This window comes from Amycolatopsis dongchuanensis (assembly GCF_039542405.1).
Taxonomy (GTDB): Bacteria; Actinomycetota; Actinomycetes; order Mycobacteriales; family Pseudonocardiaceae; genus Amycolatopsis_E; species Amycolatopsis_E sacchari.
On record NZ_BAABIB010000061.1, the window covers coordinates 36,242 to 56,155 of the forward strand.

The 19,914-nt window shown below is 69.2% G+C and carries 19 protein-coding genes and 3 tRNA genes; 3 read left to right on the forward strand and 19 right to left on the reverse strand.

The annotated features are described in order from the left end of the window. The 6 genes from ABFX51_RS13555 to ABFX51_RS13580 all read right to left on the reverse strand — a co-directional run bounded on the left by ABFX51_RS13555 (window position 1) and on the right by ABFX51_RS13580 (window position 2,992). On the reverse strand, window positions 1-585 hold the full coding sequence (locus ABFX51_RS13555) for a hypothetical protein (RefSeq protein WP_346053872.1): 585 nt from the start codon (window positions 583-585) through the stop codon (window positions 1-3). Window positions 586-761: 176 nt separating this feature from the next. Then, complete coding sequence (locus tag ABFX51_RS13560) at window positions 762-1,778, reverse strand: hypothetical protein (RefSeq protein WP_346053873.1); 1,017 nt, start codon at window positions 1,776-1,778, stop codon at window positions 762-764. Window positions 1,779-2,154: 376 nt separating this feature from the next. Continuing rightward, a tRNA-Phe gene (locus tag ABFX51_RS13565) sits at window positions 2,155-2,228 on the reverse strand. A 31-nt stretch (window positions 2,229-2,259) separates the two neighbouring features. Beyond that, window positions 2,260-2,333 (reverse strand) — tRNA-Asp (locus ABFX51_RS13570). Between the two features lie 14 nt (window positions 2,334-2,347). Beyond that, window positions 2,348-2,420, reverse strand: a tRNA-Glu gene (locus tag ABFX51_RS13575). A gap of 323 nt (window positions 2,421-2,743) precedes the next feature. Beyond that, window positions 2,744-2,992, reverse strand: coding sequence for a hypothetical protein (locus tag ABFX51_RS13580; RefSeq protein ID WP_091508170.1), 249 nt, complete (start codon window positions 2,990-2,992; stop codon window positions 2,744-2,746). Window positions 2,993-3,492: 500 nt separating this feature from the next. Between ABFX51_RS13580 and ABFX51_RS13585 the strand changes: the two genes are divergently transcribed. Then, on the forward strand, window positions 3,493-3,912 hold the full coding sequence (locus tag ABFX51_RS13585) for a hypothetical protein (RefSeq protein WP_091508167.1): 420 nt from the start codon (window positions 3,493-3,495) through the stop codon (window positions 3,910-3,912). Between the two features lie 111 nt (window positions 3,913-4,023). On the opposite strand, the gene ABFX51_RS13590 is transcribed toward ABFX51_RS13585, so the two are convergent. Beyond that, window positions 4,024-4,227 carry a cold-shock protein gene (locus ABFX51_RS13590; RefSeq protein ID WP_027941311.1) on the reverse strand — a complete coding sequence of 68 codons (204 nt, stop codon included), beginning with the start codon at window positions 4,225-4,227 and terminating at the stop codon, window positions 4,024-4,026. A gap of 383 nt (window positions 4,228-4,610) precedes the next feature. Here ABFX51_RS13590 and ABFX51_RS13595 point away from each other — a divergent pair, with 383 nt between their 5' ends. After that, complete coding sequence (locus tag ABFX51_RS13595; RefSeq protein ID WP_218153471.1) at window positions 4,611-5,813, forward strand: L,D-transpeptidase; 1,203 nt, start codon at window positions 4,611-4,613, stop codon at window positions 5,811-5,813. A gap of 7 nt (window positions 5,814-5,820) precedes the next feature. On the opposite strand, the gene ABFX51_RS13600 is transcribed toward ABFX51_RS13595, so the two are convergent. Then, window positions 5,821-5,988, reverse strand: a complete 168-nt coding sequence (locus tag ABFX51_RS13600) for a hypothetical protein (RefSeq protein ID WP_177228716.1) — start codon at window positions 5,986-5,988, stop codon at window positions 5,821-5,823. 300 nt (window positions 5,989-6,288) lie between these two features. After that, entirely contained in the window at window positions 6,289-7,644 is a 1,356-nt protein-coding gene (locus ABFX51_RS13605; RefSeq protein WP_177228725.1) for an MFS transporter, read from the reverse strand. Window positions 7,645-7,803: 159 nt separating this feature from the next. Between ABFX51_RS13605 and ABFX51_RS13610 the strand changes: the two genes are divergently transcribed. Continuing rightward, window positions 7,804-8,355, forward strand: coding sequence for a PaaI family thioesterase (locus ABFX51_RS13610; RefSeq protein ID WP_346053874.1), 552 nt, complete (start codon window positions 7,804-7,806; stop codon window positions 8,353-8,355). A gap of 4 nt (window positions 8,356-8,359) precedes the next feature. On the opposite strand, the gene ABFX51_RS13615 is transcribed toward ABFX51_RS13610, so the two are convergent. The 10 genes from ABFX51_RS13615 to ABFX51_RS13660 all read right to left on the reverse strand — a co-directional run bounded on the left by ABFX51_RS13615 (window position 8,360) and on the right by ABFX51_RS13660 (window position 19,871). Next, a complete protein-coding gene (locus tag ABFX51_RS13615) occupies window positions 8,360-10,741 on the reverse strand; it encodes a serine/threonine-protein kinase (protein ID WP_346053875.1) in 2,382 nt (793 codons plus the stop codon). A gap of 7 nt (window positions 10,742-10,748) precedes the next feature. Next, complete coding sequence (locus tag ABFX51_RS13620; protein ID WP_346053876.1) at window positions 10,749-11,705, reverse strand: glutamate ABC transporter substrate-binding protein; 957 nt, start codon at window positions 11,703-11,705, stop codon at window positions 10,749-10,751. Further along, on the reverse strand, window positions 11,702-13,084 hold the full coding sequence (locus ABFX51_RS13625; RefSeq protein ID WP_091508161.1) for a hypothetical protein: 1,383 nt from the start codon (window positions 13,082-13,084) through the stop codon (window positions 11,702-11,704). Before ABFX51_RS13625 ends, ABFX51_RS13620 begins: the two co-directional genes overlap by 4 nt. Window positions 13,085-13,184: 100 nt before the next feature. Then, window positions 13,185-14,399, reverse strand: a complete 1,215-nt coding sequence (locus ABFX51_RS13630) for a GAF domain-containing protein (RefSeq protein ID WP_091508158.1) — start codon at window positions 14,397-14,399, stop codon at window positions 13,185-13,187. A gap of 17 nt (window positions 14,400-14,416) precedes the next feature. Continuing rightward, complete coding sequence (locus ABFX51_RS13635) at window positions 14,417-15,496, reverse strand: acetoin dehydrogenase dihydrolipoyllysine-residue acetyltransferase subunit (RefSeq protein ID WP_091508155.1); 1,080 nt, start codon at window positions 15,494-15,496, stop codon at window positions 14,417-14,419. Further along, on the reverse strand, window positions 15,484-16,497 hold the full coding sequence (locus ABFX51_RS13640) for an alpha-ketoacid dehydrogenase subunit beta (protein WP_091508152.1): 1,014 nt from the start codon (window positions 16,495-16,497) through the stop codon (window positions 15,484-15,486). Before ABFX51_RS13640 ends, ABFX51_RS13635 begins: the two co-directional genes overlap by 13 nt. Before the next feature lie 11 nt (window positions 16,498-16,508). Then, complete coding sequence (locus tag ABFX51_RS13645) at window positions 16,509-17,504, reverse strand: thiamine pyrophosphate-dependent dehydrogenase E1 component subunit alpha (RefSeq protein WP_091508149.1); 996 nt, start codon at window positions 17,502-17,504, stop codon at window positions 16,509-16,511. Next, window positions 17,464-18,504 carry an ATP-NAD kinase family protein gene (locus ABFX51_RS13650; protein ID WP_091508146.1) on the reverse strand — a complete coding sequence of 347 codons (1,041 nt, stop codon included), beginning with the start codon at window positions 18,502-18,504 and terminating at the stop codon, window positions 17,464-17,466. Before ABFX51_RS13650 ends, ABFX51_RS13645 begins: the two co-directional genes overlap by 41 nt. A 111-nt stretch (window positions 18,505-18,615) precedes the next feature. Further along, window positions 18,616-18,819 (reverse strand): cold-shock protein, encoded by a 204-nt coding sequence (locus ABFX51_RS13655; RefSeq protein WP_091508143.1) that lies wholly within the window; start codon window positions 18,817-18,819, stop codon window positions 18,616-18,618. Between the two features lie 161 nt (window positions 18,820-18,980). Beyond that, window positions 18,981-19,871, reverse strand: coding sequence for an acyl-CoA desaturase (locus ABFX51_RS13660; RefSeq protein ID WP_245783083.1), 891 nt, complete (start codon window positions 19,869-19,871; stop codon window positions 18,981-18,983). Window positions 19,872-19,914: the final 43 nt, after the last annotated feature.

Here is a 19,914-nt window from a genome sequence, read left to right on the forward strand (position 1 = left end):
CTACAGTTCACGCCGGGGTTCTTCGTTTCCTGTCCGCCGCCACCGTACGCCGCGAGCGTCCGTGAAAGAGATGACGACCGCGGTCGGCTCCCAAGTCGCGCCCTTCGGCAACTTTGACTCGTCGATCACGAACTCCGCAGGGAAGCGGTGCGACTCGCCCGGCCCTAGTACTTCGGGGTCCCGGTATGAATCCGTGTAGTCCTCAACGACCTTCCAGCCAATTTGAAATCCTGTCACCCATGCCGAAGAATTTCGCAACTCTGCAATCCTGGGCAAGTGAACTGGTGCATCGCTATGGTTCTTCACTTCAATGCGCAGAAAATCAAAGCCTTGAACTTCCTCGGACGGAGTTGGATAGATAACCTCGGATGTGACAAGCCGAGCTTGCATCGCCGCCATGTCTTGCTCAGAGCGAAGTGCGCGCTCCTCCGCAGTGAGCGCTGCCTTCGCAGATAACTCTGCAGCTGTAGCCGCACGTTCTGAGGCAGTAGCCGATCGGTCCGCCGCCACTTTTTGTCCACGTGCATAAGCGACGGCAGCCACTGCCGCGAGGGCGGCAACGAGTGCTACGACGAACGAAGCCACCAACATTGAACCCCTCCACGCTTACGGCTTGCCGAACCTGGCTCTATGGAATCAAGGCGGCGCGCAAGCGCGCCGCGCGGTCCGCTCGGCCTGCCGCTCCGCTTCGGCCGGCGGACACGCTGGGAGCCACGACCAACGGCATAACCAAACTAGCCCTCCCCAGGGCGGGGACGATGTCAGTCCAAGCGCTCGAAGCGGGGACGCGGCGCGATGATAGGGGTGCGCTGCTCGTTGATGTAGAGCCATCCTGGAGCCTCCACCGACATAAGCCTGTGGTCCACAGTGATCAGGTTTTGTTGTGCAGCGTCGTTCAGCGCATCAATGATCTCAGGCACCTTCGCGAGCTTGTACTTCTCAAGCTGCTCCTGCAATCGGAGAGCCTTTGCACTCGGCTTGAGGTAGTACGGAGCCTTATCGTGGCGGCCGATCGTCAAGATAGCCCCTGCGACAGCCTCGTACGCGTCATTGAAGAGTCCCATAAACCCATCAGGGTCGGGAAGAACTGCGAGATGCAAGGACTGGAAGCGTCGCGTGCCTGGACGAAGGTCTGGCGCCTCGGGCACGATCGCAACACGCAGACCAGCCCCATCCTCAAGCTGGTGCCAGTTGCTCTTGATCGTGGTCGCAGCAAAGCGCGCCTTATGGCTATCGCTGAGGAAGATGTCCGTCTTCCACACCTTCTTGATGCGTGTGGCTAACAAGGGCTCCGCAGCGTGCCCGCGCGCAGCAACCGGTACCCATGAACCGAACAGAAATGGCCGTCCCGAGCCGTCTGGCAGCAGCACGGCGTCGCCGTTGGCGTTACTGACCACCGCGTCGGTGAACCCAAGGTAACGCGCCCGCTCGTGCCCAAACATCAACGATGTCGGAGCCTCCATCTGCTTGAACGACCCTGGACTAACTCTGCGGAGGACATCCGCGACGATCTCCGACACTCGATGCTCGCCGCCTGTGATCGCCTCGTGGACAGCCCACTCGAACCCATCACCACGCATACCCTTGTCGCGGTGGAGCCTTGCGACCTTCGCCAGTTGGCGGAGCGTTACATCGGCTCGATCACAGTTCAAGTCCGTCAGATCGTCCGAACTGAGCTGATCGAGCAGGGCTCGCAATACAGAGCGCGCGACCGCATAAAGCGCCCGGCCGTATTCGTCGACCGGCTCAGCTTGCCCTAAGAATGTGACCTCCGCCATGTGCGAAGCATGACAGAGAAGGCACGGGGCTCTGCCCCGGACCCCGGTACCGCTTCAGAGATCAGCCGAACGGACCAGTCCGGTGATCTCCCCACGGCGCGCCCAAGGGCAGCCAGCCCGGCCGGCACCGGTCAAGGGCGCTTCGCGGCCTCCGGCAGACCCTTGACCGGCACCACCCGGCCTGGCAGGGGTGAACCCGCGCCGCGAGGAGATCACCTCAGCCCGGAGGAGTGGGGAGGGGGAGAAGAGCCGTGCCCCCGGCGTGCCCCAAGGGGCGGCAATCCGGGGTCAACCAAGGTCAACGCCGGGCAGAGCCGCGGGAGACGGCAGACATGAAAAACCGCCCCGACCTGCATCGGAGCGGTTCATCGACCGGTGGCCAGGGCCGGGGTCGAACCGGCGACCTTCCGCTTTTCAGGCGGACGCTCGTACCAACTGAGCTACCTGGCCGGAAACGCCGGCGACGTGCCAGACGCTGTTGCGACCCTGACGGGACTCGAACCCGCGACCTTCGCCGTGACAGGGCGACGCGCTAACCAACTGCGCCACAGGGCCTTGCTTGTACTGCGTACTCCCAACGGGATTCGAACCCGCGTTGCCGCCTTGAAAGGGCGGAGTCCTAGGCCGCTGGACGATGGGAGCTCGATCGGTTTCGGCTAACCGACCGACCGTGCTCTCAGGTCCCCCCGGGAGCGATTACAAGCATAGGGCACGTCCGAACCGGGCTCCAACCCGGTATCCCCTAACGCCTGAAACCCCAGTCTACCTGCAGAAACAGCCCTCGACACCCGCCTTGGCGACCGGAATCGGGCGTCTCGGTGGAGCAGTGGCCCTGATCACTCTTCCGCCCGGAAAACCGGTTGCCGGGCGGCCGGGCACATCGATAGCTTCCGCGCGGAGGCTGACCAGGGGTACGACCAGGGGGTGTGCCCCTGGTCGGCCTTCCTGCAAAAGACACCCGGGGATCAGCGCTGAGCGGGGATCGTGCCGTCCTCGTCGGGGATGAGGCCCAGCATGTCCAGCAGCTGAGCACAGTCCTCGGCGTCGAGGGCGCCTGCCGCCACCGCCAGGCGCGCCCTCCGGACCTGGTCGTCGGACACGCGGGGCGCCTCGGTCTGGCCACCGCGTTGCGAAGGCACGCCGCCCATGCCGCCGCCGGCGTCACCGCCTTCGTACCGAAGGAGGAACTGTCGCACTTCCACAGACCCGCTCATCGCTCCTCCAAACGCTTAGTACAAGCAACTTGGCGCGAGGCTAACCAGAGAAAACAGGGCACCACAGCCCCCCGCAGAGTGAACCTCGCTCGCGGAAACGCCCACGCAGAGCCACAAAGCCAGGTGAACGCCCGGCGACCGGAACATGACGCTCCGCCTGACTTTTTCCCGTTCACCACTCGCGAACACGGCCCCTTCCATGTAACAATCGACGTGCTGACACACCCCCGGTCAGCGCCTGTGGAGATCCCCTCCGGCCCCCGCGTTCCTCCCCCTGGCGCGGGGGCCACTCCATTTCCGCTCCCGCTTTCGCAGCGTCGTGGAACTTGGACCAACATCCCCGCGTGATGGTTGATCCTCAACGTGCTGATCAGGGGCGATCACCCGAAGCGAACCGCGGCTTGCTGCATGTGAGTGGAATCCGCGCTCGGATGGAGTAGCGACCTGTGGTTTGGGTCACACTTAGCAGACTGCCGAGATCCAAACGTTATCGTGGCCGGGTGCCTCTTCCATCATTAGGACGCCGCGGCAACACGCGGACCGACCTCAAGGCCGTCAACCCCGGTCGCCACCGGAACACACCGGCCAAGGAGACCGAAGGTGCGGTCGAGGACCACGAGCTGACCAGCTACCTCGCCGCGCTCGCGCCCGAGACCACCGGACCCGAAAGCACGGGCACCGGCAAGCGCTTCGGCGAAGCGCAGGTCTACCAGCTCCGCATGAACCTCGTCGCCAGCTCCCAGCTGCGCGACCTCGCCGAGGAGCGCGGCACCTCGCCGCAGGCGCTGGCCCGTGAATGGGTCCTCGAGCGCCTGTCCTGGGAAGCCCAGGCCGCGTCGAGCCAGCGGCGCCAGTTCGCCGACCACGCCGGAACCGCCGACACCGACCAGCACTTCTTCGAGAAGTCCAGCTGGTCCTGACCCCCGCCCTCCGCGCCGGAGCACCCCCGAGCCCTGCGCGAACCCCACCCCGACAACGAACAAGCCCCCGGCGGAAACCGCCGGGGGCTCGTCACGTTCATGCAGGGAGCGTCAGATGACGCGCACCTTCTGGGCCTGCGGGCCCTTCTGGCCCTGCCCGACCTCGAACTCAACCCGCTGGTTCTCTTCGAGGGTGCGGAAGCCGCGACCATCGATCTCCGAGTAGTGCACGAAAACGTCGCCCTCGCCGCCGTCCTGGGCGATGAAGCCGAAGCCCTTCTCGGCGTTGAACCACTTCACAGTGCCTTGCGCCACCGCTTTACTCCTTGTTACTTCGCATCGAGCGCCACCGCAGCGACACCCGGGCCGCCCCGGGCGGTTCCAACGAGACGAGCGAAGAGCGTGTCCGGCTCATGGCTCGCGTCAGAAGTTCCGCGAGTGTGAAGCCACGAACACGCAAAACGACGGCCTAGGGGGAAGCGTACCGAGATCTGACGAAAGCGAAAGCCCCTTCCGCGTCGTTCCTCGATGTCACCGGAACGTCGCAATCCGGTGACACAGCGACGGCTACTCCACCCGTTAGGCTGATCATCTGCCCGAGCAGTCCAGGCGACGTGACGTCGATCACCCGAACGGACGTCAACGATGACCACCCGTTCGACGTCTGTTCAGGCAAAAGGGGAGAAGGGGCATCACTGGTGAGATCACTCAGGACCGCACGTCGCCTGCCTGCCGCGCTCGTCGCGCTGGGACTGGCCGCCGCACTCGGGCTCGGCGCCTGCTCGGGCGATCCGGCGCCTACGCCGACCAGCCAGCCCCCGGCGGGAGGCAGTGGCAGCGCAGCGGAGGCCCTCCCCGCCAAGCTCACCACCCAGCCGGCGGCCGGGGCTCACGACGTCGCGCCGGGTGATCCGGTCAAGGTGACCGTCGCCGACGGGCAGCTCGAGTCCGTCACCCTCACCAACTCCGAGGGCAAGCAGGTCGCCGGCCAGCTCGCGGCGGACAAGCGCAGCTGGGCGACCACCGAGGTGCTCGGCTACGGCAAGAGCTACACCTGGGCAGGCACCGCGACCGGTGCCGACGGCAAGCCCGTCCAGCTGTCCGGCCAGTTCACGACCGTGAGCCCGAAGCGCCAGGTCTCCGGCAGCCTGAACGTCGGCGACGACAAGACCTACGGCATCGCGATGCCCATCGCGCTGACCTTCAGCAGCAAGGTGACCGACAAGGCCGCTGCGGAGAAAGCGCTTTCCGTCGAGACCACGCCGAAGACCGAGGGCTCCTGGGCCTGGCTGTCCGACACGCAGGTGCACTGGCGCCCCAAGGAGTACTACCAGCCGGGCACCAAGGTGACCGTGACCGCGAAGATCTACGGCGTCAAGATCGGTGACGGCGTCTACGGCAAGCAGGACGTCTCGGCGTCCTTCACCATCGGCCGCTCGCAGATCGTCAAGGGCGACACCCGCACCCACCGCATGCAGGTCATCCGCGACGGGCAGCAGATCGCCGACTACCCGGTGAGCTACGGCCTCGACTCCGACCCCGGCCGCGTCACGCACAGCGGCACGCACGTGGTGATGGAGAAGTACCCGACGTACTCGATGAGCAACCCGCGCTACGGCTACACCGACGTCAACGTGCCGTGGGCCGTGCGGATCTCCAACAACGGCGAGTTCATCCACGGGCTCCAGGCCTCGGTGTGGGCGCAGGGCAAGCAGAACGTCTCGCACGGCTGCCTGAACCTGTCGCCCGCCCGCGCCAAGGAGTACTACGACGGCGTGCTCACCGGCGACCCGGTCGAGATCACCGGCAGCACCCAGCAGTTGTCGCCGCGGGACGGCGACTACTCGGACTGGACCTACTCCTGGGACGACTGGACCAAGCTTTCGGCCCTGAGCGCCTGATCCCCCGCTAGAACACGTGGCCGTCGAGGTTCTCCTCGGCGGCCTTCGTGCGTTCGATCCGCTCGGTGATCGTCTCCTCGTCGAGGAACGCGGGCACCGGGGTCAGTTGCTGGGTCATGTCGTCGAGCAGCCGCGCGGCCTCGGCGATCCCGGGGCTGTCGTTGCGGTCGGTCATCTGCCGCCCTTCCTCCTCAGCGGTGCCCCTATCTTGCCGTGGCCGAGATCACGGCTCAACGTCAGGTTCTCCTGAAATACCGGGCAGTCGGTGAACGATGAACGTCCTCGGGTGCGGCTTCGCCCGGAGGAGGAGAAAACCATGGTGTTCACGGCGCTGCTCGTCGAAGGTGGCGTGGCGTTCGGTATCGCGGCGGCGTTGGCGGCCTGGTCCCGGCGTCACTTCGCGCGCCGGACCGAGACCGACTGACGCGAAAGGGCCGCGCCCTCCTGGGAGAGCGCGGCCCTGGCAGTACCGGCGTCAGGCCGTGCGCAGCCCTTCGGCCGGCGCGGTCTGGACGTCGATGCGGGCCATCGGCACCCGCGCGGTCTCCGGGATGCGGAGGATCGGCACGAGCGCGATCGCCGCGGCGATCATCAGGTAGAACGCCGGCCAGTCCTCGTTGCCGGTGCCGTGGATCAACGCCGTCACGATCACCCCGCACGTGCCACCGAAGATCGAAGTGGACACGTTGTAACCGATCGCGAACGAACCGTAGCGGACGCGGGTGGGGAACATCGCCGGGAACGTCGACCCGATCACCGCGAGCATCAGCACCAGCAGCAGCGCGACGATGCCGAAACCCACCACCAGCAGCGCGGTGTTGCCGCTCTGCATCAGCTTGATCGACGGGTAGCTCAGCACGATGTAGCCGATCGCGGCCGTCAGCAGCAGCGGTTTCCGGCCGATCCGGTCGGACAGTGCGCCCAGCGGGGCGATCAACGCCATCTGCACCAGCTCCACGCAGATGATGATCACGGTGGACGTGTTGTCGTTGATCTTCAACGTGTCCGTGAAGTACGTCGGCATCGTGGTGAGCAGCATGTAGTCCGCGATGTTGAGCAGCAGCACGATACCGATCAGGTTGAGGATCATCCGCCAGTTGCGGGAGAGCGTCTCCTTCAGCGGCGCCTTCTCCGCCTTCTCGCCCGCCTTCTCCAGCCGGCGGAACTCCGGCGTGTCCTCCAGCTTGTTCCTCAGGTACAGGCCGATGAGGCCGAGCGGCAGCGCGATGAAGAACGGGATCCGCCACGCCCAGCTCGACACCTGCTCCGAGGTGAACGACAGCGTCACCGCGAGCACGACGATGTTGCCCAGCACGTAACCGGACAGCGTGCCGAACTCCAGGAAGCTGCCGAAGAACCCGCGGCGCCTCGTCGGCGCGTACTCGGCGATGAACGTCGCCGCGCCGCCGTACTCGCCGCCCGTCGAGAAGCCCTGGATCAGGCGGAGCAACAGCACCAGGACCGGCGCGCCGATCCCGATCGCGTAACCACCCGCGTAGGTCGGCAGGCAGCCGACGAGGAAGGTGCACCCCGACATCAGCAGGATCGTGATGGCCAGCACCTTCTGACGGCCGATCTTGTCCCCGAGCGGGCCGAAGAACGCGCCGCCGAAGGGCCGCACCACGAACCCGATGGCGACCAGCGCGAGTGACTTGAGCACCGCGTTGCCCTCACCGGGGAAGAACACGGTGCCGATGGCCGTGGCGATCGCCCCGGACGTGAACACACCGTAGTCGTACCATTCTGTGGCGTTACCCATCGCGGACGCGATGACCGCCCGCTTGACCGTTCTCTGGTCGATTTCCGGTTCCTGAGCCGCCGTTTCCGCCATGCGCCCCGACCTCCTCTTTCAGTTCCGTACCAGCGGTCAAGGTTGCGACCTTAGTGGCATCCTGAGTTCAGGTAGTGATTTTCCCGCTTCTCGTGGTCCTTGTCTCTTCGAGCGCGGGACGGGCGGGATTTTCGGGGCGTGAAGAGTTACTTTGGGCGGATGAAGTCCACTCCCTGGCCGCCCGTCGAGACCGAGACGCCGGCTCCGCACCCCGACGCGCCGCAGGCGGGCACGAAGCTCGCGATGCACTACGAGCAGTGCTTCGGCTGCGGTGAGGTGGACGGCGGCCTGCACATGCGGTCGGCGATGGGCGAGCACGCGCTGGTGCACTCGCAGTTCACCGTCACCGAGGCGCACCAGGGCGCGCCCGGGCTGGCGCACGGCGGGCTGCTGGCCTGCGCGTTCGACGAGGCGCTCGGCTCGACGGTCGGCAACCTGCTGCGCCGTCCCGCGGTGACGGGGAAGCTGGAGACGGACTTCGTGCGGCCCGTGCCGGTCGGCTCGACGCTGTTCATCACGGCGAAGGTCGACGGCGTGGCGGGGCGCAAGCTCTACGCGAGCGCCGAAGGCCGCCTGGACGCCGAGGACGGGCCGGTCGCCGTGCGGGCGCGGGCGCTGTTCGTCGAGGTCAGCTTCGAGCACTTCACCACGCACGGTGACCCGGACGCCATGTCCAAGTTCCAGCAGGCCCAGGACCGCATCAACCCGTGATGCGTTACGTCAGCGTCCGGGGGCGGATGGCGTTGGCGCGGTCGACGAGGGCTATGCGGTCCTCCGTGGTGTGGGCGACGCGGGCCAGCGTGCGGTAGCAGCGTTCCAGGCCGAACCGGACGTCGCGTTCGGACAGGTGGCAGCCCAGCACCCGCGTGTTCGTCGTGTGGTTCGGTGGGGCCGCGCGGACCCACTCGAACGCCGCTTCCAGCACCTCCGCCGTCAGGCGCGTGCGGCTTTCCGCGTCCAGGGTGAGCCTCTCCAGGCGGGCGCCCGCGTCCGCGAGATCGCCTTCGGTCACCTGGCCGTTGCCCGTCGCGCGCGTCTTGATCTTGATCGCCGCGACCTGCGCCGCCACGTAGTGCGTCGACGACGACGGGACCGACTCCAGCACCTCGATCGCGCTCGCCCGCGCGCCCTGCGCCAGGTACACGCGGGCCAGGCCGAACGCCGCGCTCACGTAACTGCGGTCCGTCCGCCACACCAGCTCGTACAGCCGCGACGCCGCGAAGTAGTCCCCGACGCCTTCCGCGCTCACGGCCAGCGCGAGCTTCGGCGCGATCTCGCCCGGCAGGTCGTCGTAGACCGCCTCGAACGCCACCTGCGCGACACGCTGCCGCCCACCGGCCAGCTCGATCAGCCCGCGGTGCCAGTCGATCCGCCAGTCGTGCGGGTAGCCCGCGCGGATCGCCAGGTACTGCGCGGCCTGCAGCTGCCGGTTCGCCTCCGCGAGCTCGCCGAGCTCGATGCGGGCGCGGACGATGCGCAGCCGCACCTCGATCGACTGCCGCGGCGCGCCGATCAACGCGTCGATCGCGCCCTGCGGGTCCAGCGCCGTCGTCGTCGCCAGCACACCGGCCGCCGGGTCGCTCGTGTCCACCTGCGGGATCGGCAGGCCACCCACGACGTCCTCGCCCTTGGGCAGCTCGACCGGCTTCCCCGGCTCGGGCACCACGATGTCCACGCCGAACGTGTTGGTCTCCGGACCGAACACAGTGGACACACCCGGCCGCGCTTTTCCGGTGCCCAGCGCCATGATCTCGCGCAGCACCCCGGCGAGCTGGTCCGCCATGTCCTCGGCCGTGATGAACCGGCGGTCCGGGTCGCGGTGCGTCGCGCGCTTGAGGAACCGGTAGTACGACCCGAACAGCTTGAACAGCGGCACCTCGTCCGGGCTGGGCAGCGAGTCCTTGTACTTCGTGGTGTAGCCGTTGAACTCGAAGCTCAGCACCGCGAGCGTGCGGCCCACCGTGTACAGGTCGGACGCCACCGACGCACCCTGCGAGGCCAGCTCCGGCGCGCTGTAGCCGGTGGTGAAGAACAGCGGGCTGGAGTAGTCGTCGATGCGCCGCACCGCACCCAGGTCGATCAGCTTCAGCTGCTCGTGCGTCTGGATGACGTTGTCCGGCTTGAGGTCGCAGTACAGCAGGTTCTGGCTGTGCAGGTACCCGAGCGCGGGCAGGATCTCCAGCCCGTACGCGATGACCTGCGCGATCGGCAGCGGTTCCGGCCTGCCCGCCTTGCGGTAGTGCGCGAGGGCGAGCTGCCGCAGCGACTGCCCGCCGACGTACTCCATCACGATGTAGCCGACGGAGTGCCCGGTCTGCGGATCCGGGTGCTGTACGAAGTTGTAGATCTTGACGATGTTCGGGTGCTCGACCTCCGCCAGGAAGCGGGTTTCGTTCACCGCCGCGGCCGTGGCCGTCGCGTCGCCCGCGTCGATCAGTCCTTTGAGGACGACCCAGCGGTCGTTGACGTTGTGGTCCTGCGCGAGGTAGATCCAGCCCAGCCCGCCGTACGCGAGCGCGCCCAGCACCTCGTACTGCCCGCCGACCAGGTCACCGGGCCGCAGCTTCGGCACGAACGAATACGGCGTGCCGCAGTTCTCGCACACGCCCTCGGGACCGGCGTCACCGCGGCCGACCTTCGCCGAGCAGTTGCCGCAGTAGCGCTTCTCCTCCGACACCACCGGGTTCGTCAGCACCGCCGACGCCGGGTCGCGGTAGGGCACGGGCGGCACGTCGACCAGACCGAGCCCCAGCCTGCCGCGCCGGGAGGTGCGCCTGCCGGTGCGCCGCGAGGTGCCGGGGAACGGGCCGGAACCCGTGCCGCCGGTGCCCGGACCCGTGCCGCTGCCGGTGTGCCGCCCGCTGGACGTCTCGGGCAGCACGCTTTCCGTGCCCGGGTCGGGCAGCTGCGGGCCGGTGCCGCGCGCCTCGTCGACGTGCGCGGGCGGCCGGATGCTCGTCGTCGGCGACGGCGAGGCGAGCACGCTCGTCAGCTGCGGTTGCTGTGCCTGCTGGGGCGGCGCGACGGGACGGATGAACTGCGTGGACTCGGCCGGGGATTCGTCGAGCCGGCCGGAGATGGGCTCGTGGTCGGGCATGGTCCCCTCATCGGTACGAAACGGGCGGCGGGCCTGCGGGCCCGAGCACGGGCGCGATCCAGGTGTTGTAGGTCTGCTGCCAGACGCCGCTGCCGCGGACGTTCTCCAGCACGGAGTTGACGAACCGGACCATGTCGTCCTGGCCCTTCGGGATGCCGACGCCGTAGTTCTCCTGCGTGAACCGGTCGCCGACGACCTCCAGGTTCGGGTCCTGCTTCGCCATCCCGGCGAGGATCACGTCGTCGGTGGAGATCGCGTCGACCTGGCCCTGCTGCAGCATCACCAGGCAGTCCGACCAGTTGTTCACCGAGACCGGCACGGGCCGCGCGGGCGCGTTCTGGATCGCCGAAAGCGACGTGGACGTCTTGGTGGCGCACACTTTCTTGCCGCCCAGGTCGGACAGGCCGGTGATGCCGGAGTTGCGCGTGGCGAGCACGCGCTGCCCCGCCTGGTAGTACGGGGCCGAGAAGTTCACGTCCTTCAGCCGCGCGCACGTGATGCTGTACGTGCGGACCACGACGTCCACGCTGTGGTCGCGCAGCACGTTCTCCCGCTGGGACGACGGGATCGCCTTCCACTGCACGTGCCCCTCCCACGACCCGAAGATCGCGGCCGCGAGCTGCTTGACGATGTCGATGTCGAAGCCCTCGAGGTTGCCGTTGGCGGGGTTGAGGAAGCCGAACAGGTACGTGGTCTGGTCCACCCCGGCGATCAGCCGTCCCCGCGAGCGGATCTGCGCCATCGTCGAGCCGGACGGGATGCCGGGGCTCGGTGCGAGGCTGCGCGTGTCGCAGGTGGCCGCGGTCGAGCCGCCCGCGGACGGATCCGCCCCGCCGACGTTCGCGGGCTGCGGCGCCTGCACCGCGCCGACGGGGGCGGGGTCGACGGGCGTGCCCGCGCTGCCGCAGCCGACGAGCAACGCGGCCGCCGCACACAGCGCGGCGAGCCTGTAGAGCTTCTTCACCGGTACTCCCTCAGCCGGTCGCGGATCCCCATCGTCACCCCCGCCGCGGCGACCAGCGACAGCACCGCGACACCGGGCGCCAGCAGGGTCAGCGCGCGGTCGGCGTTGCGCGTCTCGTCGAGGAAGTTCTGGCGGGCGGCGTCGATCGCCGTCACCAGTGCCTGGTCGAGCTTGCCGAAGGCGCTCGCCGCGCTGTCCGGTGCGGTGGTGTCGACGGCCTTCTTCACGGCTTCGGCGTAGTTGCCGCCGTCGTCCTGCGCGCGGACGTCCTTGTGGGCCTCGAGCCACGCGTTCGCGCTCGCCCCCGCCTCGGTGATCTGCTGCGCGGCCGGACCGTCCAGCAGCCCCCGCGCCTCCGTCAGCAACCCGCTGAACTGCGGGGAGAGCCGCTGGTAGTCCTGCTCGTAGCTGCTGCCGTCACCACGAGCGACGAGCGTCATCATCTCGTCGGCGCGGGCCTGCACGGCGGCGATGCGGGCGCGGACCAGCACGTCGGCGGGGTGGCTGCCGTCGTCCCGGCCACCGCCGACCAGCGTGCCCTGCACGATCAACGCGACCACGCCCCACAGCAGGACCAGCACCATCGCGCCGCTCGCGACGACCAGCCCGATGTTGAGCAGCCGGTTGGTGCGCCTCGTCAGGTAGACCTGCGTGGCGACGAGCGCGCCGAGCACGGCGACAAGGAGGATCACGCCCGCCCACGGGAAGCCGGCCGCGTCGTCCTGTTCGGCGGTGAGCCGTTCGGTGTCGATGCGGTACAGCTCCTCGGCCGCGGGCAGGATCGTGGCGCGCATGAGGTGCGACGCCTCGCGCAGGTACGACGCGCCGACCGGGAAGCCCTGGCGGTTGTTCGCCTTGGCGCGCTCGATGATGCCGGTGTAGACGGGCAGGTTGCGGCTGATGATGTCCACCTGCGCCGCCGCGGCCGCGACCCCCTCGGAGTCCGAAGCGGCCTTCGCGAGCGCGGCACCGGCGCGCGCGATGTCCTGGTCGTACCGCTCCCGCATCTCGGGCGGTTCGGCGCCGATCACCAGGAACGCGTCGGCCGACGTGGCGTCCGCGTCGGACAGCGAGCGGTACACCTCCTGCGACGCGGCGGTCAGCGGCTCGCGGTGGTCGATCAGGTCGTTGATCGTGTCCTTCTTGCCCTGCACGGCGATCGTGCCGACGACGCCGAAGACCAGTGCCAGCACGACGAGCCCGACCCCGATCACGGTGAGCCGCCCCGGGCTCGTGCGCACCGACCGCGTCAGCCCGCGCGCGGCGGCGACCGGCAGGTCGAGCAGCCCGGCGAACCCGCTGCGCCCGGCGCCGCCGGGTGCGGGTGGCTCGGGTACGGGTCCGCTCGGCGCCCCAGGCCGCACCGCGGTACTCGTCATGAAACTCCACCCCTCGCCCGCCGACTACCGCAATGAAGGTAGCCGAGTGGCCGGAGCGTCCGCCATCGAGTCCGGGCGGTTCGGAAAATTCCGCACGACGTTATTGGACCGTGTCTGCCCGGTTGCCTTTCCGAGTCAGGACGACCTCGATCCCGTCGGCGAACCGGTACGGCGCACGGGCGAGCACGGACCCGAAATTCCGGCGCAGGCGCGACATTTCCGCGCGGACGGTGACGGTGCGCGCACGATCACCGAACAACTCCTCCGCGAGGTCGGCGGCGGAGCGGCCTTCGCGGTGGACCGCGAGCGAGTGCAGGATTTCGGCGTGCCGCGGGCTGAGCGAATGCGTCCAGGAACCGGTGGTTCCGGTGACCGTGAGCGTCGAATCGTCGAGAACCACCCGGATGGGCGCATCGGCTTCGCGGGCGAGCCGCACGAGCCAGCCACCCGGGAGCGGTTCGAGCACGCAACTGCCCAAGGCGGGCAACCAGGTCTGCCCCGGCGCGCACCCCGACGGCAGTGAGACGCGCTCGACCGGGGCGAGCCCCGCGGTGGCGGCGACCCAGCCGTGCCGGTCAACGACGACGGCGCGGCCGGGCACCTTGGACAGCACCGGCAGCGCGACGCCCCGCAGCCGGTCGAGTTCGGCGAGGTGGGCGGTGCGCAGGGTCGATTCGGCGAGCCGGGCGACGGCGTCGACGAGCGCCAGCGTGCTCGGGTGCACGGTCGCGGCGGGCCCGGACAGGTCCACCACGCCGAGCAGCCGCCCGTCCCGCGGGTCGCGCAGCGGGGCGGCGGAGCAGGTCCACGCGTGGTGCGTGCGCACGTAGTGCTCGGCGGAGTAGACCTGGATCGGGCGGCGGGCCACCAGTGACGTGCCGATCGCGTTCGTGCCGACGACGTTTTCGTGCCAGCACACGCCTTCCACGAACCCGAGCCCGTCCGCGCGGCGGCGCACCGCCTTGCTGCCCTCGCGCCACAGCACGGCGCCGCCCTGGTCCACCACGACCATGATGTGCGCGGCCTGCTCCGCCACGCCCACGAGCCCGGCCCGCAGCACCGGCAGGACACCGGCCAGCCCGCTCGCCTCGCGGCGGGCCGCGACGTCGGCCGGGGTGAGCGGCTCGGGCTCGTTCCCGTGGTCGGGATCGACCCCGAGCCGCCGCATCCGTTGCCAGGACTCGCCGATCACCGGGCGCGGCCGCTTCGGCAGCGCCTCGCCGGACAGGGCGGCCTCCCACACCTTCGCGAGGGCGCGCGCGTACCGCCGGGGGTCCTCCCCGACCGGCAGCGCTGCCTCGAGGTGTTCGGCCATCCTGTCGAGGGTGACACTCAGGGGACCACTTCCACAACGGCCGAAGGGGCTTCCATGTGCACCATGTGCCCCGCGTCGTCGACGAACCGCACGTTTTCCAGTGACGCGGCGTTGGAGACCGGCACCACGGCGTCCCGGCGGCCCCACACGACGGTCACCGGAATGTCCACTTCGGACAGCAGCGGGCGCACGTCCAGCGGCCGCAGCAGCGTGTCGACGAGCGTGTGCAGCGCCTTGTCCACCCCGTCGATCCGCTTGTACTTCATCAGGTCGTCGGCGAGCTGCCTGGTCACCCGCGCCGGGTCGCCGAACAACGCCCCCAGGTGCGGTTTCAGCTCGCGGCGCGAGGTGGCGTCGGCGAATCCGCGCAGGTAGTCCGCGTTGATGTCGTCACCGAACCCGGCGGGCGCGACGAGCGTCAGCGAGGCCACCCGTGACGGCTCGCGGGCCGCCGCGGCGACCACGACCGCCCCGCCGAGCGAGTGCCCGACGAGGTGCGCCCGCGGGATCTCCTTGGCGGCCAGGAAACCGAGCACCGCGTCGGCGAGGGTCTCCAGCGAGCCGTCGCCGACGTCCTTCGCCGACTCCCCGTGGCCCGGCAGGTCGAGCGCGTGCACGGTGTGCCGTTCGGCGAGCGGTTCCTGCACGAACAGCCAGGAGTTCTTGTCGCCGCCGTAGCCGTGCACCAGCACGACGTGCTCCTCGCCCTCACCGAGCGTGGCGTACGCGAGCGTCCGGCCGCCGACCTCGACGGTGCCGGTGACCGGGCCCCCGACCTCCGGGACCACTCCGGAGTCCAGCTCCTCGCGGGCCTGCCGGGCGGCGGCCTCGATCTCCTCCTCGGGCACGTCGGCCGGGGCGATCAACGCGATGGTCGCGCCGACCGGGACGTCCTCGCCGACACGGGCGATCACGCGGCGCAGCACGCCCTCGTCCGAGGCTTCGAGCGAACCGGCGATCTTGTCGGTGTCGATGTCGGCCAGCTCGTCACCGTCGGTGATCTCGTCGCCCTCGCTCGCGATCCACTCGGTGATCTTGCCGCTGGTCATCGACAGGCCCCACTTGGGCATGACGACCCTGGCGATCATCGGGTCCATCCGGCCACCGCCTTGACCGCGTTGACGACGCGCTGCGCGTCGGGGATGTACAGGTCCTCCAGCGCGTCCGAGAACGGGACGGGGGTGTGCGGGGCGGTCACCATCTCGATCGGCGCCCGCAGCGCCCCGAACGCCTCCTTCGCGACCAGCGCGGAGATGTCGGTCGCCATGTTGCAGCGCGGGGTCGCCTCGTCCACGACGACCAGCCGTCCGGTGTTCTCGACGCTCTCCAGGATCGTCTCGGTGTCGAGCGGGCTCGTCGTGCGCGGGTCGATGATCTCGGCCTCGATGCCGGAAGCCGCCAGCTCGGTCGCGGCCGCTTCGGCGACCGACACCATGCGCCCGATCGCCACGATCGTCACGTCGTCGCCGTCGCGGACGACGTTCGCTTCGCCGAAGGGGATCGTGTAGCTGTCCTCGGGCACTTCGCCCGTCGAGTCGTACAACGCCTTGTGCTCGCAGAAGATCACCGGGTCGTTGTCGCGGATCGACTGGATCAGCAGGCCCTTCGCCTCGTACGGGCTCGACGGCACGACGACCTTCAGCCCGGGGATGTGCGTGAAAACCGGGTACAGGGCCTGCGAATGCTGTGCCGCGGCCCGGAGACCGGCGCCGTACATCGTGCGGATCACCACCGGCGTCTCCGCCTTGCCGCCGAACATGTACCGGAACTTGGCCGCCTGGTTGAAGATCTGGTCGAAGCAGACGCCCATGAAGTCGATGAACATCAGCTCGGCGACGGGCCGCAGGCCTCGCGTGGCGGCCCCGATCGCGGCCCCGATGAACGCCGACTCCGTGATCGGCGTGTCCAGCACCCGCCCGGGGAAGGCGTGGTAAAGCCCTTTGGTGACACCGAGGACGCCGCCCCAAGCGTCGTCCTCGCCGGGGCTGCCCGCGCCGCCCGCGTTGTCCTCGCCCATGACGACGACGGTGTTGTCACGGGCCATCTCCTGCGCGAGGGCCTCGTTGATCGCCTCGCGGTAGCTGATCGTGCGTGCCATGTCGCGCTCCTTCAGTACGAGACGTAGACGTCGGTTTCGAGGTCCTCACGGGTGGGTTTGGGCGCGGCCTTCGCCTCGGTGACGGCGGCTTCGATCAGGTCCGCCACCTGCTGGTCGATGGCATCCAAAGTGGACTCTTCGAGCTGCCCCGTCTCCGTGACCCGCGCGCGGAAACGCTTCAGGCAGTCCAGGTTCTCGCGCGCGTTGACGACCTCGCCCGCGCGGTAGGTCTGCTGGTCGCCCTCGAAGTGCCCGAAGTAGCGGGTGAACTTGACCTCGATCAACGTCGGGCCGCCACCCTCGCGGGCCCGCCGGATCGCCTCCCCCGCGGCCTCGTGCACCGCGAAGAAGTCGAACCCGTCCACGATCACGCCCGGCATGCCGAACCCGGCCGCGCGGTCGGCGATGTTGTCCGCCGCCACCGACCACGTGCTCGCCGTCGCCTCGGCGTACCCGTTGTTCTCGGCCACGAAGACCGCCGGGAGGTTCCACACGGACGCCAGGTTCAGCGCCTCGCACGTGGTGCCCTGGTTGCTCGCGCCGTCCCCGAAGAACGCCACGCCGACACCGCCGGTGCGCAGCTGCTTCGCGGCGAGCGCGGTACCGCAGATCAGCGGCGGCCCGCCGCCGACGATGCCGTTCGCGCCGAGCATGCCCTTCGACAGGTCCGCGATGTGCATCGAGCCGCCCTTGCCGTGGCACGAGCCGGTGCGGCGGCCGTAGATCTCGGCCATCATCGCCTTGACGTCGACGCCCTTCGCGATGCAGTGCCCGTGCCCGCGGTGGGTGCTGGCGATCGAGTCGCGCTCGTCCAGGTGCGCGCACACGCCGGCCGCGGACGCCTCCTCGCCCGCGTACAGGTGCACGAACCCGGGGATCTCGCCGGTCGCGAACTCGTCGTGCACGCGCTCCTCGAACGCGCGGATGGTGCGCATCGTGCGGTACGCCTCCAGCAGGGCGTTCGCGTCAAGGCCGGGTGCGGCCGGGGTGGGCAAGGTGTCCGTCATCGGTGACGTTCCTTTCTGTGAGCAGTGCGCGGGAAGCTGCTTCGGTGAGGGCGGCGGTGACATCGACGCAGCGCGGTCCGTCGGCTCGCAGGCGGACGGACGCGGGGGTGTCCCGTAGCTCGAGTTCGCGCTCCCCGTCCACGGCGACGACGCCACACGGGGCGAGTTCGACGGGTTCGCCGACGGGCAGCACGCGCCAGTCGCGGACGCCGACGGGCACGACGAGCCCCGGCGCGATCGGCGCCCGCACGATCCAGCGGGCTTCGGGGAGCGGCGCGAACCGCAGCGCGACGCCGCCCGGTTCGTCACGGGGGCTCGGGCACAGCTGCCCTGCGACGCTGGACAGGCCGATCGCGTCGGGTTCGGCGAAGGTGCAGTACAGCTCGGTGAGCTGGGCGGGCTCCCACAGCGCGCGGGAGCCGACGTACGGGGAGCTGGCCCCGCAGACGTCGACGAGGGCGAGTTCGGTGCGCTGCCCCGCGGTGACTTCGAGAACGGACGCGCGGCGGGTGGCGTCCACCGCGCCGGTGGCCACCAGCCCGGCGGCGAGTCCGGCCACCGTGGCCTCGCGGAGCTGCGGGAACGCGTTGTTCGTGCCGGTGGACAGCGGCAGCAGCGGCACGTCCCCGCAGGCCGCGGCCGCGACGCGGGCGGTGCCGTCACCCCCTAGGCAGACGACCACCCCGGCGCCCTCGGCGACCATCCGGCGGACGGCGTTGGTGGTGTCCTGCGCGCTGTCGGTGAGCGGGTCCTCGCAGAACTCGACGGCGGGCCAGGCGTTGCGCCCGGTGCGCAGGGCCCGCAGGACGGCGGCGGAGATGCCGCCGAGGTCGGTCGAGAGCAGCGCGCGGGTGACCCCGACCGAGGCGAGCGCGGTGAGCAGCCGCTGCACCATGTTCGCCTTCTCGGCGGTCGGGAACACCGAGGCCTTCGCGACCAGCCGCCGGATGTCGCGGCCGGACGCGGGGTTCACCACGATCCCGACTGTGGGTTCCGTCACAGTTGTCCATGGGACACCCGCGAGGCCCCCGCCGGGAAGGGTTGCACCCCGTTGCAAACGAAGGAGCCCCCCGCCTCACGGGGAGGCGGGGGGCTCGTTTCGAAGCCTGTGTCAGATGACGCTGACCGAGGTGGCCTGCGGACCCTTCTGGCCCTGGCCGATCTCGAACTCGACGCGGGCGTTCTCCTCGAGGCTACGGAAGCCGTTGCCCTGGATCTCCGAGTAGTGCACGAACACGTCGCCGCCACCGTTGTCGGGGGTGATGAAGCCGAACCCCTTCTCGGAGTTGAACCACTTCACAGTGCCCTGAACCATGTAAACAATCTCCATATACTGCAAAACAAGCAGAGCACCTTTTCGATGCTCCGGGTCAACGCGAGGCGGTTTGCTCTCCCGAATGGGAAACCACTACGCCCGCTAAGTTCTGCGAGCGTGGGTTAGCACGAACACAAAAGCTTGAGACCTCTTACAGTTAATCACAGATCGGGCTGGAGCGCCAGCCGGTTCAGCCGCTGGGGTGTCGGCCAGCGCACCTGCGAGGCCCAGCCGAGCTTCTCGAAGATCCAGATCAGCCGTGCCGTGATGTCGATCTGCCCACGTCGGACGCCGTGGCGGGCGCACGTCGGGTCGGCGTGGTGCAGGTTGTGCCACGACTCACCGAAGGAGAAGATCGCCAGCGGCCAGAAGTTCGCCGCCTTGTCCCTGCTGGCGAACGGGCGCTCGCCGATCATGTGGCAGATCGAGTTCACCGACCAGGTGACGTGGTGCAGCAGCGCCACCCTGACGAGGCCGGCCCAGAAGAAGGCGGTCACCCCGCCCCACACCGACCAGGTGATCAGGCCGCCCGCGATCGCCGGGAGCAGGAACGTCGCGGCTACCCAGACGGGGAACAGGCCGTCCACCCTGCGGATGTCGCGGTCGGCGAGCAGGTCGGGCGCGAACCGCTCGGCGTTGGTCACCTCGCGCTCGAACAGCCAGCCCATGTGGGCGTGCCAGAAGCCCTTGGCCAGGGCTTTCGGCCCGGTGCCGAACAGCCACGGCGAGTGCGGGTCACCCGCCCGGTCGGAGTACGCGTGGTGCCGCCGGTGGTCGGCCACCCACGTGGTCGCGGGCCCCTGCGCGGACAGGTTGCCCGCGATGGCCAGCGCGACGCGCAGCGGCCGCCGCGCCTTGAACGAGCCGTGGGTGAAGTGCCGGTGGTAGCCGGCGGTCACGCCGAGGCCGGACACGACGAAGAAGAACGCGCCGAGGCCGACGTCGAGCCAGCTCAGCCCCCAGCCCCAGGCGAACGGCACCGCCGCCGCCAGCGCGACCAGCGGCAGCAACACGAACACCTTGACCAGTACGTGTTCGGGTAGCGAACGCATACCCGAGAGCATCGGTTTCGGTTTGCGGACGGGGGTTTCAGTG